12 protein-coding genes are annotated in these 13,601 nt (G+C 60.4%); 10 read left to right on the forward strand and 2 right to left on the reverse strand.

Annotated elements, in window-relative coordinates; all coding sequences use genetic code 11:
* Window position 1 precedes the first annotated feature (1 nt).
* The 10 genes from G3256_RS17725 to G3256_RS17770 all read left to right on the forward strand — a co-directional run bounded on the left by G3256_RS17725 (window position 2) and on the right by G3256_RS17770 (window position 10,939).
* On the forward strand, window positions 2-937 hold the full coding sequence (locus G3256_RS17725; RefSeq protein ID WP_169642083.1) for a hypothetical protein: 936 nt from the start codon (window positions 2-4) through the stop codon (window positions 935-937).
* Window positions 930-1,667, forward strand: coding sequence for a 5-oxoprolinase subunit B family protein (locus G3256_RS17730; protein ID WP_169642084.1), 738 nt, complete (start codon window positions 930-932; stop codon window positions 1,665-1,667). The genes G3256_RS17725 and G3256_RS17730 overlap by 8 nt, the downstream gene beginning before the upstream one ends.
* Complete coding sequence (locus tag G3256_RS17735) at window positions 1,664-2,683, forward strand: 5-oxoprolinase subunit C family protein (RefSeq protein WP_169642085.1); 1,020 nt, start codon at window positions 1,664-1,666, stop codon at window positions 2,681-2,683. Before G3256_RS17730 ends, G3256_RS17735 begins: the two co-directional genes overlap by 4 nt.
* Window positions 2,684-2,696: 13 nt before the next feature.
* Window positions 2,697-3,467 (forward strand): LamB/YcsF family protein, encoded by a 771-nt coding sequence (locus G3256_RS17740; protein WP_169642086.1) that lies wholly within the window; start codon window positions 2,697-2,699, stop codon window positions 3,465-3,467.
* A 57-nt stretch (window positions 3,468-3,524) separates the two neighbouring features.
* Window positions 3,525-5,087: a murein biosynthesis integral membrane protein MurJ gene (murJ, locus tag G3256_RS17745; RefSeq protein WP_169642087.1), complete on the forward strand. Its 1,563-nt coding sequence runs from the start codon at window positions 3,525-3,527 to the stop codon at window positions 5,085-5,087.
* Window positions 5,087-6,985 carry a polysaccharide biosynthesis protein gene (locus G3256_RS17750; RefSeq protein ID WP_169642088.1) on the forward strand — a complete coding sequence of 633 codons (1,899 nt, stop codon included), beginning with the start codon at window positions 5,087-5,089 and terminating at the stop codon, window positions 6,983-6,985. The genes murJ and G3256_RS17750 overlap by 1 nt, the downstream gene beginning before the upstream one ends.
* Window positions 6,986-7,100: 115 nt before the next feature.
* Window positions 7,101-8,447 carry an NAD(P)-binding protein gene (locus G3256_RS17755; RefSeq protein ID WP_169642089.1) on the forward strand — a complete coding sequence of 449 codons (1,347 nt, stop codon included), beginning with the start codon at window positions 7,101-7,103 and terminating at the stop codon, window positions 8,445-8,447.
* A 4-nt stretch (window positions 8,448-8,451) separates the two neighbouring features.
* Window positions 8,452-9,462 (forward strand): Gfo/Idh/MocA family protein, encoded by a 1,011-nt coding sequence (locus G3256_RS17760; protein WP_169642090.1) that lies wholly within the window; start codon window positions 8,452-8,454, stop codon window positions 9,460-9,462.
* Window positions 9,459-10,160 carry an acylneuraminate cytidylyltransferase family protein gene (locus G3256_RS17765; protein ID WP_169642091.1) on the forward strand — a complete coding sequence of 234 codons (702 nt, stop codon included), beginning with the start codon at window positions 9,459-9,461 and terminating at the stop codon, window positions 10,158-10,160. The genes G3256_RS17760 and G3256_RS17765 overlap by 4 nt, the downstream gene beginning before the upstream one ends.
* A complete protein-coding gene (locus G3256_RS17770; RefSeq protein ID WP_206040769.1) occupies window positions 10,157-10,939 on the forward strand; it encodes an SDR family oxidoreductase in 783 nt (260 codons plus the stop codon). The genes G3256_RS17765 and G3256_RS17770 overlap by 4 nt, the downstream gene beginning before the upstream one ends.
* 9 nt (window positions 10,940-10,948) lie before the next feature.
* Here the strand turns inward: G3256_RS17770 and G3256_RS17775 are convergent, their stop codons facing one another.
* Together G3256_RS17775 and G3256_RS17780 are read right to left on the reverse strand one after the other, a co-directional pair.
* Window positions 10,949-12,244, reverse strand: a complete 1,296-nt coding sequence (locus G3256_RS17775) for an N-acetyl sugar amidotransferase (protein WP_169642092.1) — start codon at window positions 12,242-12,244, stop codon at window positions 10,949-10,951.
* On the reverse strand, window positions 12,241-13,524 hold the full coding sequence (locus G3256_RS17780; RefSeq protein WP_169642093.1) for a glycosyltransferase family protein: 1,284 nt from the start codon (window positions 13,522-13,524) through the stop codon (window positions 12,241-12,243). Before G3256_RS17780 ends, G3256_RS17775 begins: the two co-directional genes overlap by 4 nt.
* Window positions 13,525-13,601: the final 77 nt, after the last annotated feature.

Raw genomic sequence — 13,601 nt, forward strand, 5'->3', positions numbered from 1 at the left:
TGTGGAGCGTTTCCTTTGGCTGATTTCAGACAATGCGCGGTGGTGCCTGATTGCGGGGCTGGTGGCGGGGCTGTTGCTCCCCGGCACTGCCGCCGCGATGGCGCCATGGCTGCCGCAGATGGTGGCAGGACTGCTCACCATCACGGCGCTGCGCATCGGGCACCGCGCGGCGGCGGGGGCACTGTCGGATCTGCGCTGGGGCCTCGGGTCCGTCATGGTGATGCAACTGGGGTTGCCGGTGAGCCTGCTGAGCCTCTGTGCGGTTGCGGGGATCGCCGGCACGCCCGTCGCGATGGCGATGGTGCTGGCAACGGCCGCGCCGGCGCTGTCGGGCTCTACCAATATCGCGCTGCTGCTGCGGCAGGATCCAGGACGTATGATGCAGATCCTGGTGCTGGGAACGGCCTGCTTTCCGCTGACGGTACTGCCGGTGCTGGCACTGATGCCGCAGCTGGGAGAGGCCCGCGATGTGATCCGGCCGGCTCTGACATTGCTTGGGGTGATCCTCGGCGCGACATCGCTGGGGTTTTTTCTGCATGCAAAGTTCTTTCCTGCGCCCGCACCGGGCACCGTCAAAGCGCTCGACGGGCTCTCGGTACTGGCGTTCTCGGCGATTGTGGTGGGCCTGATGGCAGCGCTGAACCCTGCACTGCGCAGCGATCCGGGGGCGGTTGCAGGCTGGGCCATGCTGGCGTTCGTGCTCAGCTACGGAGTGCAGTTTCTGACCCTCACCATCCTGCGGCGCTCCGCGCTCAGCTGGATCGCGGGCCCGCTGGCCATCGGTGCCGGCAACCGCAACATCGCGCTCTTTCTGGTGGCGCTGCCCGCCGAGACGATCGCGCCGCTGATGGTCTTTGTCGGCTGCTGGCAGCTGCCGATGTATCTGACGCCGGTGCTCCTCCGGCGGCTCTATCTGGGAAGGCCGGTTCATGAGTGACTATCCGATCATCCGGACGGTGGGCCTGTCGGGCATCCTCGTCACTTTCGCGGGCGCGATGGACGATCACGCCAACCGCGTGGCGCTTGCGTTCCGCGCCGCAGTGGAGGCTGAAGCCTGGCCGGAGGTCTCCGAGACCAGCATGTCGCTGGTCTCGGTGTTTGTGGTCACCGATCTGGTCACATATCCCGCAGAGGAGATCATCGCGCGGCTTCAGGATCTGCTGGATGCGCGCGACTGGAGCGATCCCGCGCTGCCCGAGGGACGCACCCTCTGGCATGTGCCCACGGTTTACGGCACCGATCTGGCCCCGCAGCTTGAGGAGGCCGCAAAAGCCGTCGGCATCGACCCTGATGAGGCCATCCGGCAGCTTTCAGCCTCACGCGTGCGGGTGCTGACCATCGGCTTTTCGCCCGGCCAGCCCTATCTGGGGCAGCTTGATGCGCAATGGAACATCCCGCGCCAGCAGGATCTGACCAAAAGCGTGCCCTCCGGGGCGCTGGTGCTGGCGATCCGGCAGATGTGCCTTTTCACCAATGCCACGCCTACCGGCTGGCGGCACGTCGGACAGACCGCATTCCGGACATTCAGCCAGCAGAGCGACGCGCCCTTTGCGCTCTCGCCCGGTGACGAGCTGATCTTTCCGTCGGTCAGCGCGGCGGAGCTGGAAAAGATCCGCGCGGGCAGCACCGCGTCCTTTGGTGGCGCGGACAGGGAGGTGATCGCATGAGTGGCGCGCTCAAAGTGCTCTCGGCGGGGCCGGCGCTGAGCCTGCAGGATCTCGGCCGGCGCGGGTATCTTGCGTTCGGGCTGACGCGGGGCGGGGCGGCGGATACGCTGGCCCTGCATGAGGGGGCCGCACTGCTGGGCCAGAGCGCGGAGCTTGCCGCCATTGAGATGACCGGGATGGGCAGTACCTTTGAGGCCACGGCAGACACGGTGATCGCCCTCACGGGTGCGCGGATGACCGCCACGCTTGACGGTGCACCGCTGGTCTGGAACGCGAGCCATGCGCTGCCCGCCGGCGCAAAGCTTGCCATCGGCGGGGTGCAGGCGGGCACCTGCGGCTATCTGCATGTGGCCGGCGGCTTTGATGTCCCGGTGCAGATGGGTGCGCGGGGCAGCCACCTCAACGCCGGCATCGGCGGTCTGCTGGAGGCCGATGACGCGCTGCCGCTCACAGATGCCTCTGCACGCAGCGGATATTTCCTGACACCCGACAACCGGCTCGCAGGTGGCACGATCCATGTGATCGAATCGATCCAGACCACCGAGTTCTCCGAAGAGACGCGTGCGCGTTTTGCCGCGACCCCCTTTCGGCGCGACCCGCGCGGCAACCGCCAGGGCGTGCGCATGGATTCCGACGGCGACGGGTTTTTCGCGCGGGACGGGCTTTCGATTGTCTCCGAGGTGATTGTGCCGGGTGACATCCAGATCACCGGTGACGGCGCGCCCTTTGTGCTGATGTGCGAGAGCCAGACCACGGGCGGGTATCCGCGGATCGGCACTGTAATCCCCTCGGATCTGCCAAAAGTGGCGCAGGCGCCGGTAGGCGCGCCTTTGAAGTTTGAATTTGTGAGCCATGAAGAGGCCCGCGCGCTGGAGACCCGCGCGCGGGCCGCGATAAAGGCGCTCGCAGGGCAGGTGCAGCCGCTGGTCCGCGACCCTGCCGATATCGCCGATCTGCTGAGTTATCAGCTTGTGAGCGGCGTCGTTTCCGCGTCCGCCGACCCGTTTGAGACATGAAAAGGAGGGCATCATGACCCGTGTGGATATCAATGCCGATATGGGCGAGAGCTTCGGACCCTGGAATATGGGCGACGACGCGTCGCTGCTGAAAACCGTGACCTCGGCCAATATCGCCTGTGGGTCGCATGCGGGGGATCCTGATGTGATGGCCGCCACAATGAAGTTGGCGATGCAGAACGGTGTCGGCATCGGCGCACATCCGGGGTTTGCTGATCTGCAGGGCTTTGGCCGGCGACGCATGACCGTGCCGCGCGCGAGCCTGCAGAATTCCGTGCGTTTTCAGGTGGCTGCGGCAATCGGGATGGCGAAATCGCTGGGCGGTCATGTGCGGCATGTGAAGCTGCACGGCGCGCTTGGCAACATGACCTCGGAGGATGAGAGCCTCGCGCGGGACTGCTATGAAGCGGCCCTTTCGGTCGATCCGGACCTTATTGTGATGGTGCTTTGCGCCACTGCACAGGAGGCTGCGGTCCGTGATCTGGGCTGCGCCTGGGCCGGCGAGATATTTGCCGATCGCGCCTATAATGATGATGCGACCCTGGTCGACCGCAGCAAACCCGGCGCGGTCATCCATGACGCCGCTGAGGCCGGGCGCCGCATGGTCGAAATGGTGCAGGCCGGCGCGATCATCACCGCCTCGGGCAAGCGTATTGAGACCAGCATTGACACCATCTGTTGTCATGGTGACACGCCTGAAGCGGTCGAGATCGCCGCCTCCGTACGCCGCACGCTGGAAGCAGAAGACATCACGGTACAGACACTGGAAGGGCGCTGGGGCTGAGACCGGTCTGACATCTGAAGGCGGCCGCGGCAATTGCGCCTCTGCGGTCGGCGCGATATGGATGACATCAGAATGCCCGGTCGTCACGGGCCGTTGCCCGGCAAGGATCCCATGGCCCGCTCAATGCTTCAGGCGTCGCTGCTCGTAAGCTTTGCTCTGCTGCTGAGCCGGCTGTCCGGGCTTTTTCGCGAACAGGCGCTGGCCGCGCGGCTGGGCATCGGGGCGCAGACCGACGCCGTTGTGGTGATCCTGACACTGCCTGATCTTCTCACCGCGATCCTGATGTCCGGTGGCTTCAGTGCGGCCCTGGTACCGGCGCTGGCAAGGGCGGATCCTGCGGTGCGCGTGGCGCTCCTGCACCGTATTGCCGTTTTCACCCTCGGCGTCTCTGCCGCACTGGCTTTTGGCATCTTTCTGAGCTCCGGCGCGGTTGTCTCGCTCCTTGCACCCTCGCTGGACCCGGCAGGCCTGCCGGGGTTCCGGGCGGGGTTCACACTGTCGCTTGTCGCGGTGCCCGTGGCGGCCGTCATCGGCGTCTCAGCCGCCTGGTTGCAGGCCGAAGGCCGGGCCGCAGTGCCGGGTCTGGCAGTGCTGGTCTTTAACGGGGTGCTGATCGTCTTTCTCGCGTTGCTGTCAGGCAGCGGGGCCATCAGCTTTACCGCGCTGGCCATCGCCCTGCTCATCGCAAATCTGCTGCGCCTGGGGTGCATGCTGATCCCGATGCGCAACACATTTGTGCGGCCCGCGGTGCAGTCGCGCTTTGAAAGCGGGTTTGCACGTCAGTTCGCGCAGGGGGTTCTGGCAGTCAGTCTGATTTCCCTCACCCCAGTGATTTTTCGCTCTCTCGCCTCTCTTGCGGGCTCCGGCGAGCTGGCCGCTTACAATTTCGCGATGCGCCTTTTCGATCTGCCCGCAGGTCTGCTGACCGCACCGGTGAACATCCTTTTCCTGCCGCTGCTTTCCCGTCTTGCCGGGGCGCAGGACAGCGGGTTTGCGGATCACGCGCTGATGGCCATCCGCTGTACTTTTGCGCTCACCCTGTCAGCAGCCATCACCTGCTGGTTCTTCTCCGGTGAAATCGCGGCACTTGTGTTCGGCTATGGCGCACTGGCCGGTGGCGGCACCGAAGCCATCGCAGCAACCCTGCGCATCATCATCCCGGGGCTGCCCTTTCTGGCAGTTTTTCAGTCCTGCACCACCGCGCTCAATGCGACACGCCGGACCGGCACCGCCTTTATCTGCGCGGCCGTGGCGCTACCGCCCGCGGTGGGCATCTGGTGGCTGCTTGACCGCGGCGGCCTGAACAGCGCCACAGCGGCGACATCAGGCTTCATCGCGTTTCAGGGCTTCGCCGCCCTTTTTGCACTGCTTAAAGTCGGCGGGGTGCCGTTTTTCGTCCGCGCTCTGACCGCGCTGGCTTTGATTTTTCTGCGTGCGGTGCCCGTCGCGCTGGCCGCCGGCGCCCTCATCTGGTTTACTGGAGCCGAACCCTCCGTCGTGATGGCAATTCCTGCCATGGGTCTGTTGAGCCTGCTGCTCGTTGCAGTTAATGCGCCTGTTATACGTGATCTGGCGACCGTTCGCAGCCATCGGAGCGACGTGCAAAGTGAAGGCCCGTAATGTCCGGACAACTGGCTGAGTATTTTATCAACATGAAAAGACGGCATAAGGCCCTCCTTTTCCTGCTGATCGATATGCTGCTGGCGACGCTGGCAGTCTATCTGGCCGTGGCGCTGCGTCTGAGCAGTTTTGATATCTTTCCCTACTGGCAGGGCTGGCTGACATCGCTTCTGGTGCTGCTGCCGCTGACGGCGCTTTTTTCCATGATGCTGTCTGTGCCCTGGATCGCCGCCCGCACGCTCAATACCGCCGGTATCCTGCGGCTTACGCAGGTCAGCCTGCTTCTGGGGGGCGTATTTTTTCTGATCAACACCTGGATCACCTGGGACATCCCACGGTCTTCTCCGCTCATCTTTATCCCGATCGTTCTGGTCTTCTGGGTGGCTGTCCGCATTCTGTCGGGTTCCCTGCTGCAGAAAACCGATCCGGCTCAGGAGACGCGCCAGAGGGTACTGATTTACGGAGCGGGTGCCGCCGGTGTGCAGCTGGCAAATGCGCTGCGCGGATTTGGCGGCGCCGAGGCGGTTGCCTTTGTGGATGACAGCCCCTCGATGCGTCGGGCGCTGCTCGGCTCTTTGCGGGTGCACAGCCCGGCGGATATCGGGCAGCTGATCGCGTCAAAGCGTGTGACGCAGATCATTCTCGCGATGCCGTCCGTGTCGCGCTCGCGCAAGCAGAAGATCCTGCAGGACCTGCAGCAGTATAACGTCACGCTGCAGACGCTTCCGCATTTCATCGATTTCATCAGCGGCGAGCCCCTGACAGCGCAGCTGCGCACGGTCACCAGCGAAGACCTGCTCGGGCGCCTGCAGGAGAGCCTGAACACGCCGGAGATCACCGCCGACTACAAAGACCGCTCAGTAATGGTGACCGGCGCGGGCGGCTCGATCGGATCAGAGCTCTGTATGCAGCTTGCCTCGGTCCCGGTCGCGAAACTGGTACTTTTCGAGAACAGTGAGGTTGCGCTTTATAACGTCGAGCGCAAACTGCGTGAGGCGAACGTTGCCTGCGAAATCGTGCCCGTTCTCGCCTCCGTCCTCGATCAGCCGCGCGTGCGCCGCACGATGGAAGAGAACAGAACCGAAATTGTACTGCATGCGGCGGCCTACAAACACGTGCCACTTGTGGAGCACAACGAAATAGTAGGTGCCCGCAACAATTCTGTCGGCACGCATCTTGTGGCCGAGACCTGCGGCGTGATCGGCGTGAAGCGGTTCATCCTGATTTCGACTGACAAAGCCGTGCGTCCGACCAATGTCATGGGGGCCACAAAACGCATGGCCGAAGTGCTGGTTCAGGATCTGCAGAAAAAGCATCCCGCGACCGTTTTCTCGATGGTCCGCTTTGGCAATGTGCTGGGCAGTTCGGGCTCTGTGATCCCGCTTTTCCGTGAGCAGATCGCCCGTGGCGGACCGCTGACCGTGACTCATCCTGAAGTCACACGCTTTTTCATGACGATCAGCGAGGCGGCGGGCCTTGTGCTGCTTGCCGGCACCTTCGCGCGCGGTGGAGAGGTGTTTCTGCTCAACATGGGTGAGCCCGTGCGGATCATGGATCTGGCCCGCAATATGCTGGCGTTCTGCGGGCTGAGCGAGCGGACGGATGACAATCCTGACGGAGACATCGCGATTACCATCACCGGTCTGCGTCCCGGCGAAAAACTCTATGAAGAGTTGCTGATCAGCAAAGACGAAATACCCACGCCGCATCCTAAAATCATGTGCGCGCGCGAGACATTTGACGTTGCCACCGATGTATCATCTGCCCTGCAGCGCCTGCGGCAGGCAATCGAAGAGAACGATGCGGGTGCCCTGCGCGCCGTGCTTCAGGATTATGTGGAAGGGTACCACCCGGCCCGGCACGATGTCACCGCTGCAGGCGTTCCGGAAAAAGTCTGAGGGTGCTGCGGCATGTGACACTGTTGCACCGATTACAATCTTGCTACCCTGAATGAGATTTGGCACTAGGACATGACCGTCACGGCTTCTGGTTACGTCTGGAAAAGGATCGGAAATGAAAAAACGCGTCATGATCGTCGGGTCAGGTTTTCGCGGGTTCTGCGACGCCCTGCACCTGATGAAGAACCCGGATCTGGAGATCCACATCGTCGACAGCGCACCGTTTTTTGGCGGAGTGATGCACTCGCTTGATATCAATGGATTTTCTGTTGATAAAGGTGTTCATATTTTCGACTCTATCCCGGTGTCACTCGCGGAAACGGTGACGGAAATAATGGACGGAAAAGTGCATGAGATAGATTTTGTCTCGGCTTCGGCATTCAACAATAAAGTGACCGAAGGATTCTCGCTGCCCGATCTGAACTCGCTGGATGATACCGCGATCAAGAAACAGATCCGCGAGGAGCTTCTGGCGCTTGCCCGCAACCCTGCTACGGATGCGCCGGCAACTCTTGAGGCACTTTTTGATCAGCGCTACGGCAAGACGGCCGGCCGGATTTTCTGCGATATCTTCCGGAAAGTATACGGTATTTCCGCTGACGAAGTGGAGCCCACAGCAATCGCGCAGACTTCCATGGGGCGCCTGAAGTTCCTTGACGATCCGGATATGCTGGACCTCAAAAAGGATCCCTTCCTCGACACGGTTCTTGCCGCCCGCCGCAAGGCCGTCGGCAAGGTTGATGATTTCGTCTCTATTTACCCCAGCGACGGGGATGCGATGCGCGGCTGGTGCAAACGGGCCGTGACCTGGCTTGAAAGCAAGGGCGTCAGAATTTCTCTGGGTACAAAAATTTCAAAAATCACCGAGCGGGCCGATACTGTCGAAGTTGAAACCGATAAGGGCACCTTTGAGGTCGAGACCCTGATCTGGTCGAATGACAGCCTTCGCGCCCTGGGCTCAGCGCTTAATATCGAGCGTGATGTGGATGGATTGCAGTACGGCACACCGATGCTGTTTGCGACGCTTTTCACCCAGGCCGACAAGGTGCGCGATTTCACATACCTGCAGAACTTTGATCCCGACCAGCTTACCTATCGCAGTGCTGCATCAGGTCGTTTCAGCCATCAGGTCCGTGAAGACGGCGTTTCATTCGTTACCTGCGAATGCCCGGCGGACGTTAATGGCACTTACTGGAACGATACTGATAAGCTTGCCGCAGATGTCTGGGACGAAATCAGATCGCTTGGTGTCGTCGAAAAGGATGCGGAACTGGCAGGGTTCGACGTCAAGCGCATCCCGGTCTCGTTCAAACTGGCCAGGCTGGGATATGCTGCGGCTTTCCGGGATTTTCACACCGATGTGGCATCACGGCACAAGCGGGTCATTCTGCGGGATGTGGTGCCGTTTTTCCGCCGCGATATTTATCTCGATTCCGCGCATCTGACCAATCTGGTCGCCTGACAGAATGGCGCGTCGCATACTGCTCATTTCTCTTGGCAGCATCGGGCGCCGTCACCTCAGAAACGTCAGAAAAATGTTGCCGGATGCAGAAATCTGCATCTGGCGTCACCGCCCCGGCGACACACCATCCGAAGCGGACGGCGCGGCCTTCGTGTATTCAGCTGAAGACGCGCTGAGTTTCGCACCGGACGCGGTCCTGATCTCGTCGCCTGCCAGTTTTCACGCCGAACAATGCGCCCTTTTTTGCGCCAGGGGTATTCCTGTTTTTGTGGAGAAACCGCTGGAAGTGTCGCAGTCCCGCCTCGCCCCGTTGCACGCGGCGCTGAGCACAGGCGGTGGCAAGCTCTTTGTCGGGTATGTTCTGCGATTTCAACCTGTTATGGCCGCGCTGCGGCAGGCCCTCGACGATGGTGTCGTGGGCAAAGTACGGCTGGCGCATATTGCGACCGGTCAGTATCTGCCCGACTGGCGAGCGGATGCAGATTACCGCGACGGGGTGAGTGCGCAGGCGGCACTGGGCGGCGGTGTTCTTCTGGAACTCAGTCACGAGGTTGATTATGCGCGCTGGTTCTTCGGGCAGCCACAAAGCGTGACCGCCGAAACCGGCCGGTTCAGCGGGCTTGATATGGATGTGGAGGACGCAGCCACTATGGTGCTTGGTTATCCCGATAAACAGGTCAGCATCACCGTTGATTTTCTGCAACGGGTGCCCGCGATGACGCTGAAAGTCACCGGTTCAGAAGGCACCCTTCACGCGGATCTGATCACTGAAACCGCCCGTATTTCCACGCCCGCGGGAGAGCAGGTACCGGACCTGCCAAAGATGGAGAGCGGCAACGAGATGTATCTGCGGCAGCTTGATGCGTTTCTTTGCGAGGCTTTCGACGATTACGCACCGGCTTTCGAGGGTAGCAGAAACAGCCCGCATGCCGGATTTGAAGACGCCGGCGCAGTTCTTGGCATTGTGGATGCTGCGCGCCTGTCCGCCCTTGAGGGCAGGAGGATCAGCCTGTGAGTAATGGCGCATATACGGCATTTATCTTCTGCCGGGGCGGGTCCAAAGGCATTCCGGACAAGAATATCCGTGTGGTCGCAGGAAAACCCCTGCTGACCCGGGCCGTCGAAGGCGCTCTGGTCTCCGACCGCATCGGTCGGGTGATCGTCTCTACCGACAGTGAGCGCATTGCTCAGACCGCCCGGGATGCCGGCGCAGAGGTACTGATGCGGCCCGATGAGCTGGCGACAGATACAGCCTCTGAGGTGCTGGCCTGGCGTCATGCAATCGACGCGCATCGCGACAGTCTCAACGGTGTGTTCATATCGCTGCCTGCGACGTCCCCGCTGCGCGCGACAGAAGATATCGACGCGGCAATCGACGTTTTCGAGGACGGCGGTTGCGACATTGTTTTCGGCATCAGCCCCAGTCACCGATCCCCTTTTCTCAACATGGTGCGCCGCGATAACGCCGGTCTGATCTCACTGGTTAATCCCGGTGCGGGAGCCGTGCGCCGGCAGGACGTTCCTCCGGTTTTTGACGTGACCACATGCGTTTATGTCGGTGATACGCAGTATATCGACACCTGTGAGGGCCTGATGTCCGGGCGCGTGGGATCAGTCGTCATCCCGCCTGAGCGGGCTCTGGACATCGATACACCCTTTGATCTGCATCTGGCCGGGCTCCTGCTTTCACGACCTTTCGGAGATCCGTTATGAGCGACAAAATGAAAGACCATGTGGCACTGATCACCGGTGGTGGAGGTCATATCGGACGTGCAACCGGCCGGGCGCTGGCGGAGGAAGGTTGCAGCCTCGCGATCCTCGACAAGGCCAGCGAAGGCGTGACGGATTTCTGCACAGAGATGAAAGACCGCTTCGGCGTGCGCGCTGAGCTGATTGAGGCTGATCTGCAGGACAAATCCTGCTTTGACCAGGTGTGCGGGCAGATTGCGGACAGCTTCGGACGTCTGGACTGCCTTGTGAACAACGCCGCCTTTTATGATGACATGCCCGGCTGGGGCGTTCCCTTTGAAGAAGAGGGCTATGACGCCTGGCTCGCCGTGATGCAGGTCAACCTGCTGGCGCCTTTCTTTCTGACCCAGAAACTGGCGCCGATGCTGCGCGAGCGGGGGTCAGGTGCTGTGGTCAATGTCGCTTCGATCTATGGCGTGGTCGGACCGGACCACGGGCTTTACGAAGGCACGGTAATGACGAACCCCGCCGCCTATGCGGCCTCAAAGGGCGGTCTGATTGCCATGGGTCGCTGGGCGGCAACGGTGCTCGCGCCTGATATCCGGGTGAATACAGTCACACCGGGCGGGGTCGAGCGCGGGCAGAACTCCGAATTCCTCAGCCGCTATGAAAAGAAAACGCCCATGGGCCGGATGGCTACGGAAAACGATGTCGCCTATGCAATCGTGTCGCTGCTTGATCCGCGCGCGGATTATATCACCGGGCAGAACCTGATCGTCGATGGCGGCTGGACGGCCTGGTAAGGCCTTTTGTCATTCAAATACTTTATGGCGCAGCTTCCACGCGCCTTCCTCATGCTTCCAGAGATGCGGAGAGCGGAAGCTGTCGCACAGATCAAAAAAGTAGTCCCGGTCCATGACGGGCGTGTCAAATTTCCCGGCAATCCCGGCGCCGAATTCTGATTCACGAATCGACATATATTCGAACAGTTCATTTTCGAAACGGTCCGGATATTCGCCATCAAACTTACGAACAAGCGCCACCGCTTCGTCACGATCTATGTCGCCAGATCGGACCTCTTGTGCCGCATCATAGGTCGCGCGCCCAATTCCGAATTTGATGTAGGTGGTGTAGTAATGCAGGTCATCCATCTTATCATCGATCGAATTGTATTTGGAGTATGTTCCGAGGGTCCGCTCAGGTGCTGCTTCAAAACCGCCATGTTCAACCGCGTAGTAATAGGCCGACTGGGGATGCCACTTCACGTAGTAACCAAGGTAGTGCACCTCAAGACCCTGGCGTTCCACGACCGCGGGATCAATCGGCATATAGGGTTCGAAATCGGTCTTTGTGAACCCAAAGTCTTTTTTCAGCTCCGCAAAGGAGGTTCCCCCAAGAAAAACGTCTTCGTCGCTGGAACTTGTGAAGTACTCGTACTCCGCAAACTCACGCTTTGCATTTTCATTCTCGGTCGAAGGATTGCCGTATTCCGCGCCGCTTTCGCCATAAAAAATCAGCTTGATGTCATGCATGGCGGCAAGCTTTGCAGCCAGGTGACGCTGTCCGATGATGAACGGCTGGAACGGGTGCAGAAGCCGGTCGGTCGAAAGACGCGTCAGCAACCGATGCACCCGCCCGTTTGGGGTCACAAGAATATTGTCAAAACCGGAATGAATCCATTTCTGAAAATTGCGCCAGCCCCAGTCGGTGTAAATATGCGGCGCCCAGGTGATTGTTAGCGGGTTCATGCCATATTTGTATTTCAGCAAGTGCGATTGCATGAAACTGTCTTTGCCCCCGGAGCCTGGCACGAGACAGTCAAACGACCCGTCCTTTGACCTATGCATGTCGCAAAGCTCGATAAGCCTGCGCTCCCGCTCGTCCCAGTCAACCTTGTCTTTCCAGTCTTTGGTCAGGCAGGCGTCACAGATCCCGTCATGAAATGCGATCACCTTCTTTTTAGTTTCCCGCGTATGCTTTTGCTCAATTGTTGAATTGGGCCGCTGGTTCGAGATCACACAGGATTTGCAGAATTCCACTTCCTGCGGCAGTCCGAAATAAGCTTCGTTCGGGCTGTCTGTCTCATATTTTGCAAATCTGTTCGTCATACGCCGGTTTCATCTTTCGCCAGTTTTTGCGTTGCACGATCGAGAATAAGCTCTGCGATTTTCTGCGACGCCGGGTTTTGCGGAAACGCCCGGACAAATCTATCTCGGCGACGTTCACGTGCTGCTGTATCTTTTAGACATTCTACCAGCACAGGTTCAAGCTTTGCCATATCCGGAACGCCGATGGCCAGCCCCATTTCCGCCAGTGGCATATCCGCATGGCGCTGCGGTTCAGGCTGGATAACGGTCTGTCCCAGATAAACGGCTTCCAGTGCCACGGTCGTCGAGCGTGCGATGACAGCATCCACCCGCTCTGTCAGCTCATAAAGGTCCGGTTCTGCGGCCATCAGGACATTGGCATTATCCTGTGTGAAACGTTCGTATATTCCGCGCTGTTGCGAGGGATGCGGACGCACCAGTAACCAGACGCCGGCCGCCCGGCATGCCGCAGCACAAAGCGACATTTCCTCAACGATCTCTGAACTGGTTCTGGTATGGGTGGTGCCGCTCACGGCATCCAGCCAGGCTGGCATGTCGGCATAAAGCACAAGCGCTTCGCCCGCCACCTGAGGAAACGTCCGGGCAACCCACGCCGGATCGGAGACGACGGCGCGCGGTATCAGGCGGTCAAACGCCGGGTTTCCGGTGATGTGAGCCTGCGTGATGCCGGGATCGAAAAACCCCTGCCGCCGGCAGCTGTCCACGGCGGCCTCAGTAAGAAACGTCGCATCGGACGCCTCAAGGGTGTATCCGTCGATTCCTGAAAAGAGATCAATCATCGCGATGCCGGGGATGCCGCGGGCACGCGCGACACGAAGCGCTGCGGCTTCGGCGCGGGGCGAGCTGGTGGTGACAATCACATCGGGTCTGACGCGCTCCACCACACGCTGCAGCACGCCGAGGGGCAGAAATGCCTGCCGTCCCCGTGCCGCAAGTGCAGCACCGGCGGCTTCCTCGCCGGTGCGCTGCACAAGATCCGCATAGGAAAGCCCGAGATAGGCAACTGATTCCTGGCGCGGAATTCCGGTGTGATCAGAATGGTGGGCGTTTGCCAGTTCCTCACCATACTCCAGCGCCCGGTCGTCTGAGGGAAGTTCGATCAGGTCCCGGAAAGTCAGAACCTCGGCGCCTGTATTGTTAAAGTGCGCTATCGCAGCCGGCATGGCCAGTACGGTGATCCCGATGCATCCGCGCAATGCCTCTATAACCGGGGTGACCATCTGTGCATGGCCGCCACCATAAGTGACAAACAGTACCCGCCGCCCGGCAGTCTCAGGCATTGCCTTTCCTCTCAGAATGTCTGATCAAATGACTGATCCCCCCTGCATCTTCAGAACAATGCTTTTAGCATCCGTTT

The organism is Roseobacter ponti (genome assembly GCF_012932215.1).
Taxonomy (GTDB): Bacteria; Pseudomonadota; Alphaproteobacteria; order Rhodobacterales; family Rhodobacteraceae; genus Roseobacter; species Roseobacter ponti.

Coding starts and splice junctions, on each gene's coding strand:
- G3256_RS17730 (WP_169642084.1), top strand. CDS start 930: ATGAGTGACTATCCGATCATCCGGACGGTGGGCCTGTCGGGCATCCTC.
- G3256_RS17740 (WP_169642086.1), top strand. CDS start 2,697: ATGACCCGTGTGGATATCAATGCCGATATGGGCGAGAGCTTCGGACCC.
- G3256_RS17755 (WP_169642089.1), top strand. CDS start 7,101: ATGAAAAAACGCGTCATGATCGTCGGGTCAGGTTTTCGCGGGTTCTGC.
- G3256_RS17750 (WP_169642088.1), top strand. CDS start 5,087: ATGTCCGGACAACTGGCTGAGTATTTTATCAACATGAAAAGACGGCAT.
- G3256_RS17780 (WP_169642093.1), bottom strand. CDS start 13,524: ATGCCTGAGACTGCCGGGCGGCGGGTACTGTTTGTCACTTATGGTGGC.
- G3256_RS17775 (WP_169642092.1), bottom strand. CDS start 12,244: ATGACGAACAGATTTGCAAAATATGAGACAGACAGCCCGAACGAAGCT.
- G3256_RS17770 (WP_206040769.1), top strand. CDS start 10,157: ATGAGCGACAAAATGAAAGACCATGTGGCACTGATCACCGGTGGTGGA.
- murJ (WP_169642087.1), top strand. CDS start 3,525: ATGGATGACATCAGAATGCCCGGTCGTCACGGGCCGTTGCCCGGCAAG.
- G3256_RS17735 (WP_169642085.1), top strand. CDS start 1,664: ATGAGTGGCGCGCTCAAAGTGCTCTCGGCGGGGCCGGCGCTGAGCCTG.
- G3256_RS17760 (WP_169642090.1), top strand. CDS start 8,452: ATGGCGCGTCGCATACTGCTCATTTCTCTTGGCAGCATCGGGCGCCGT.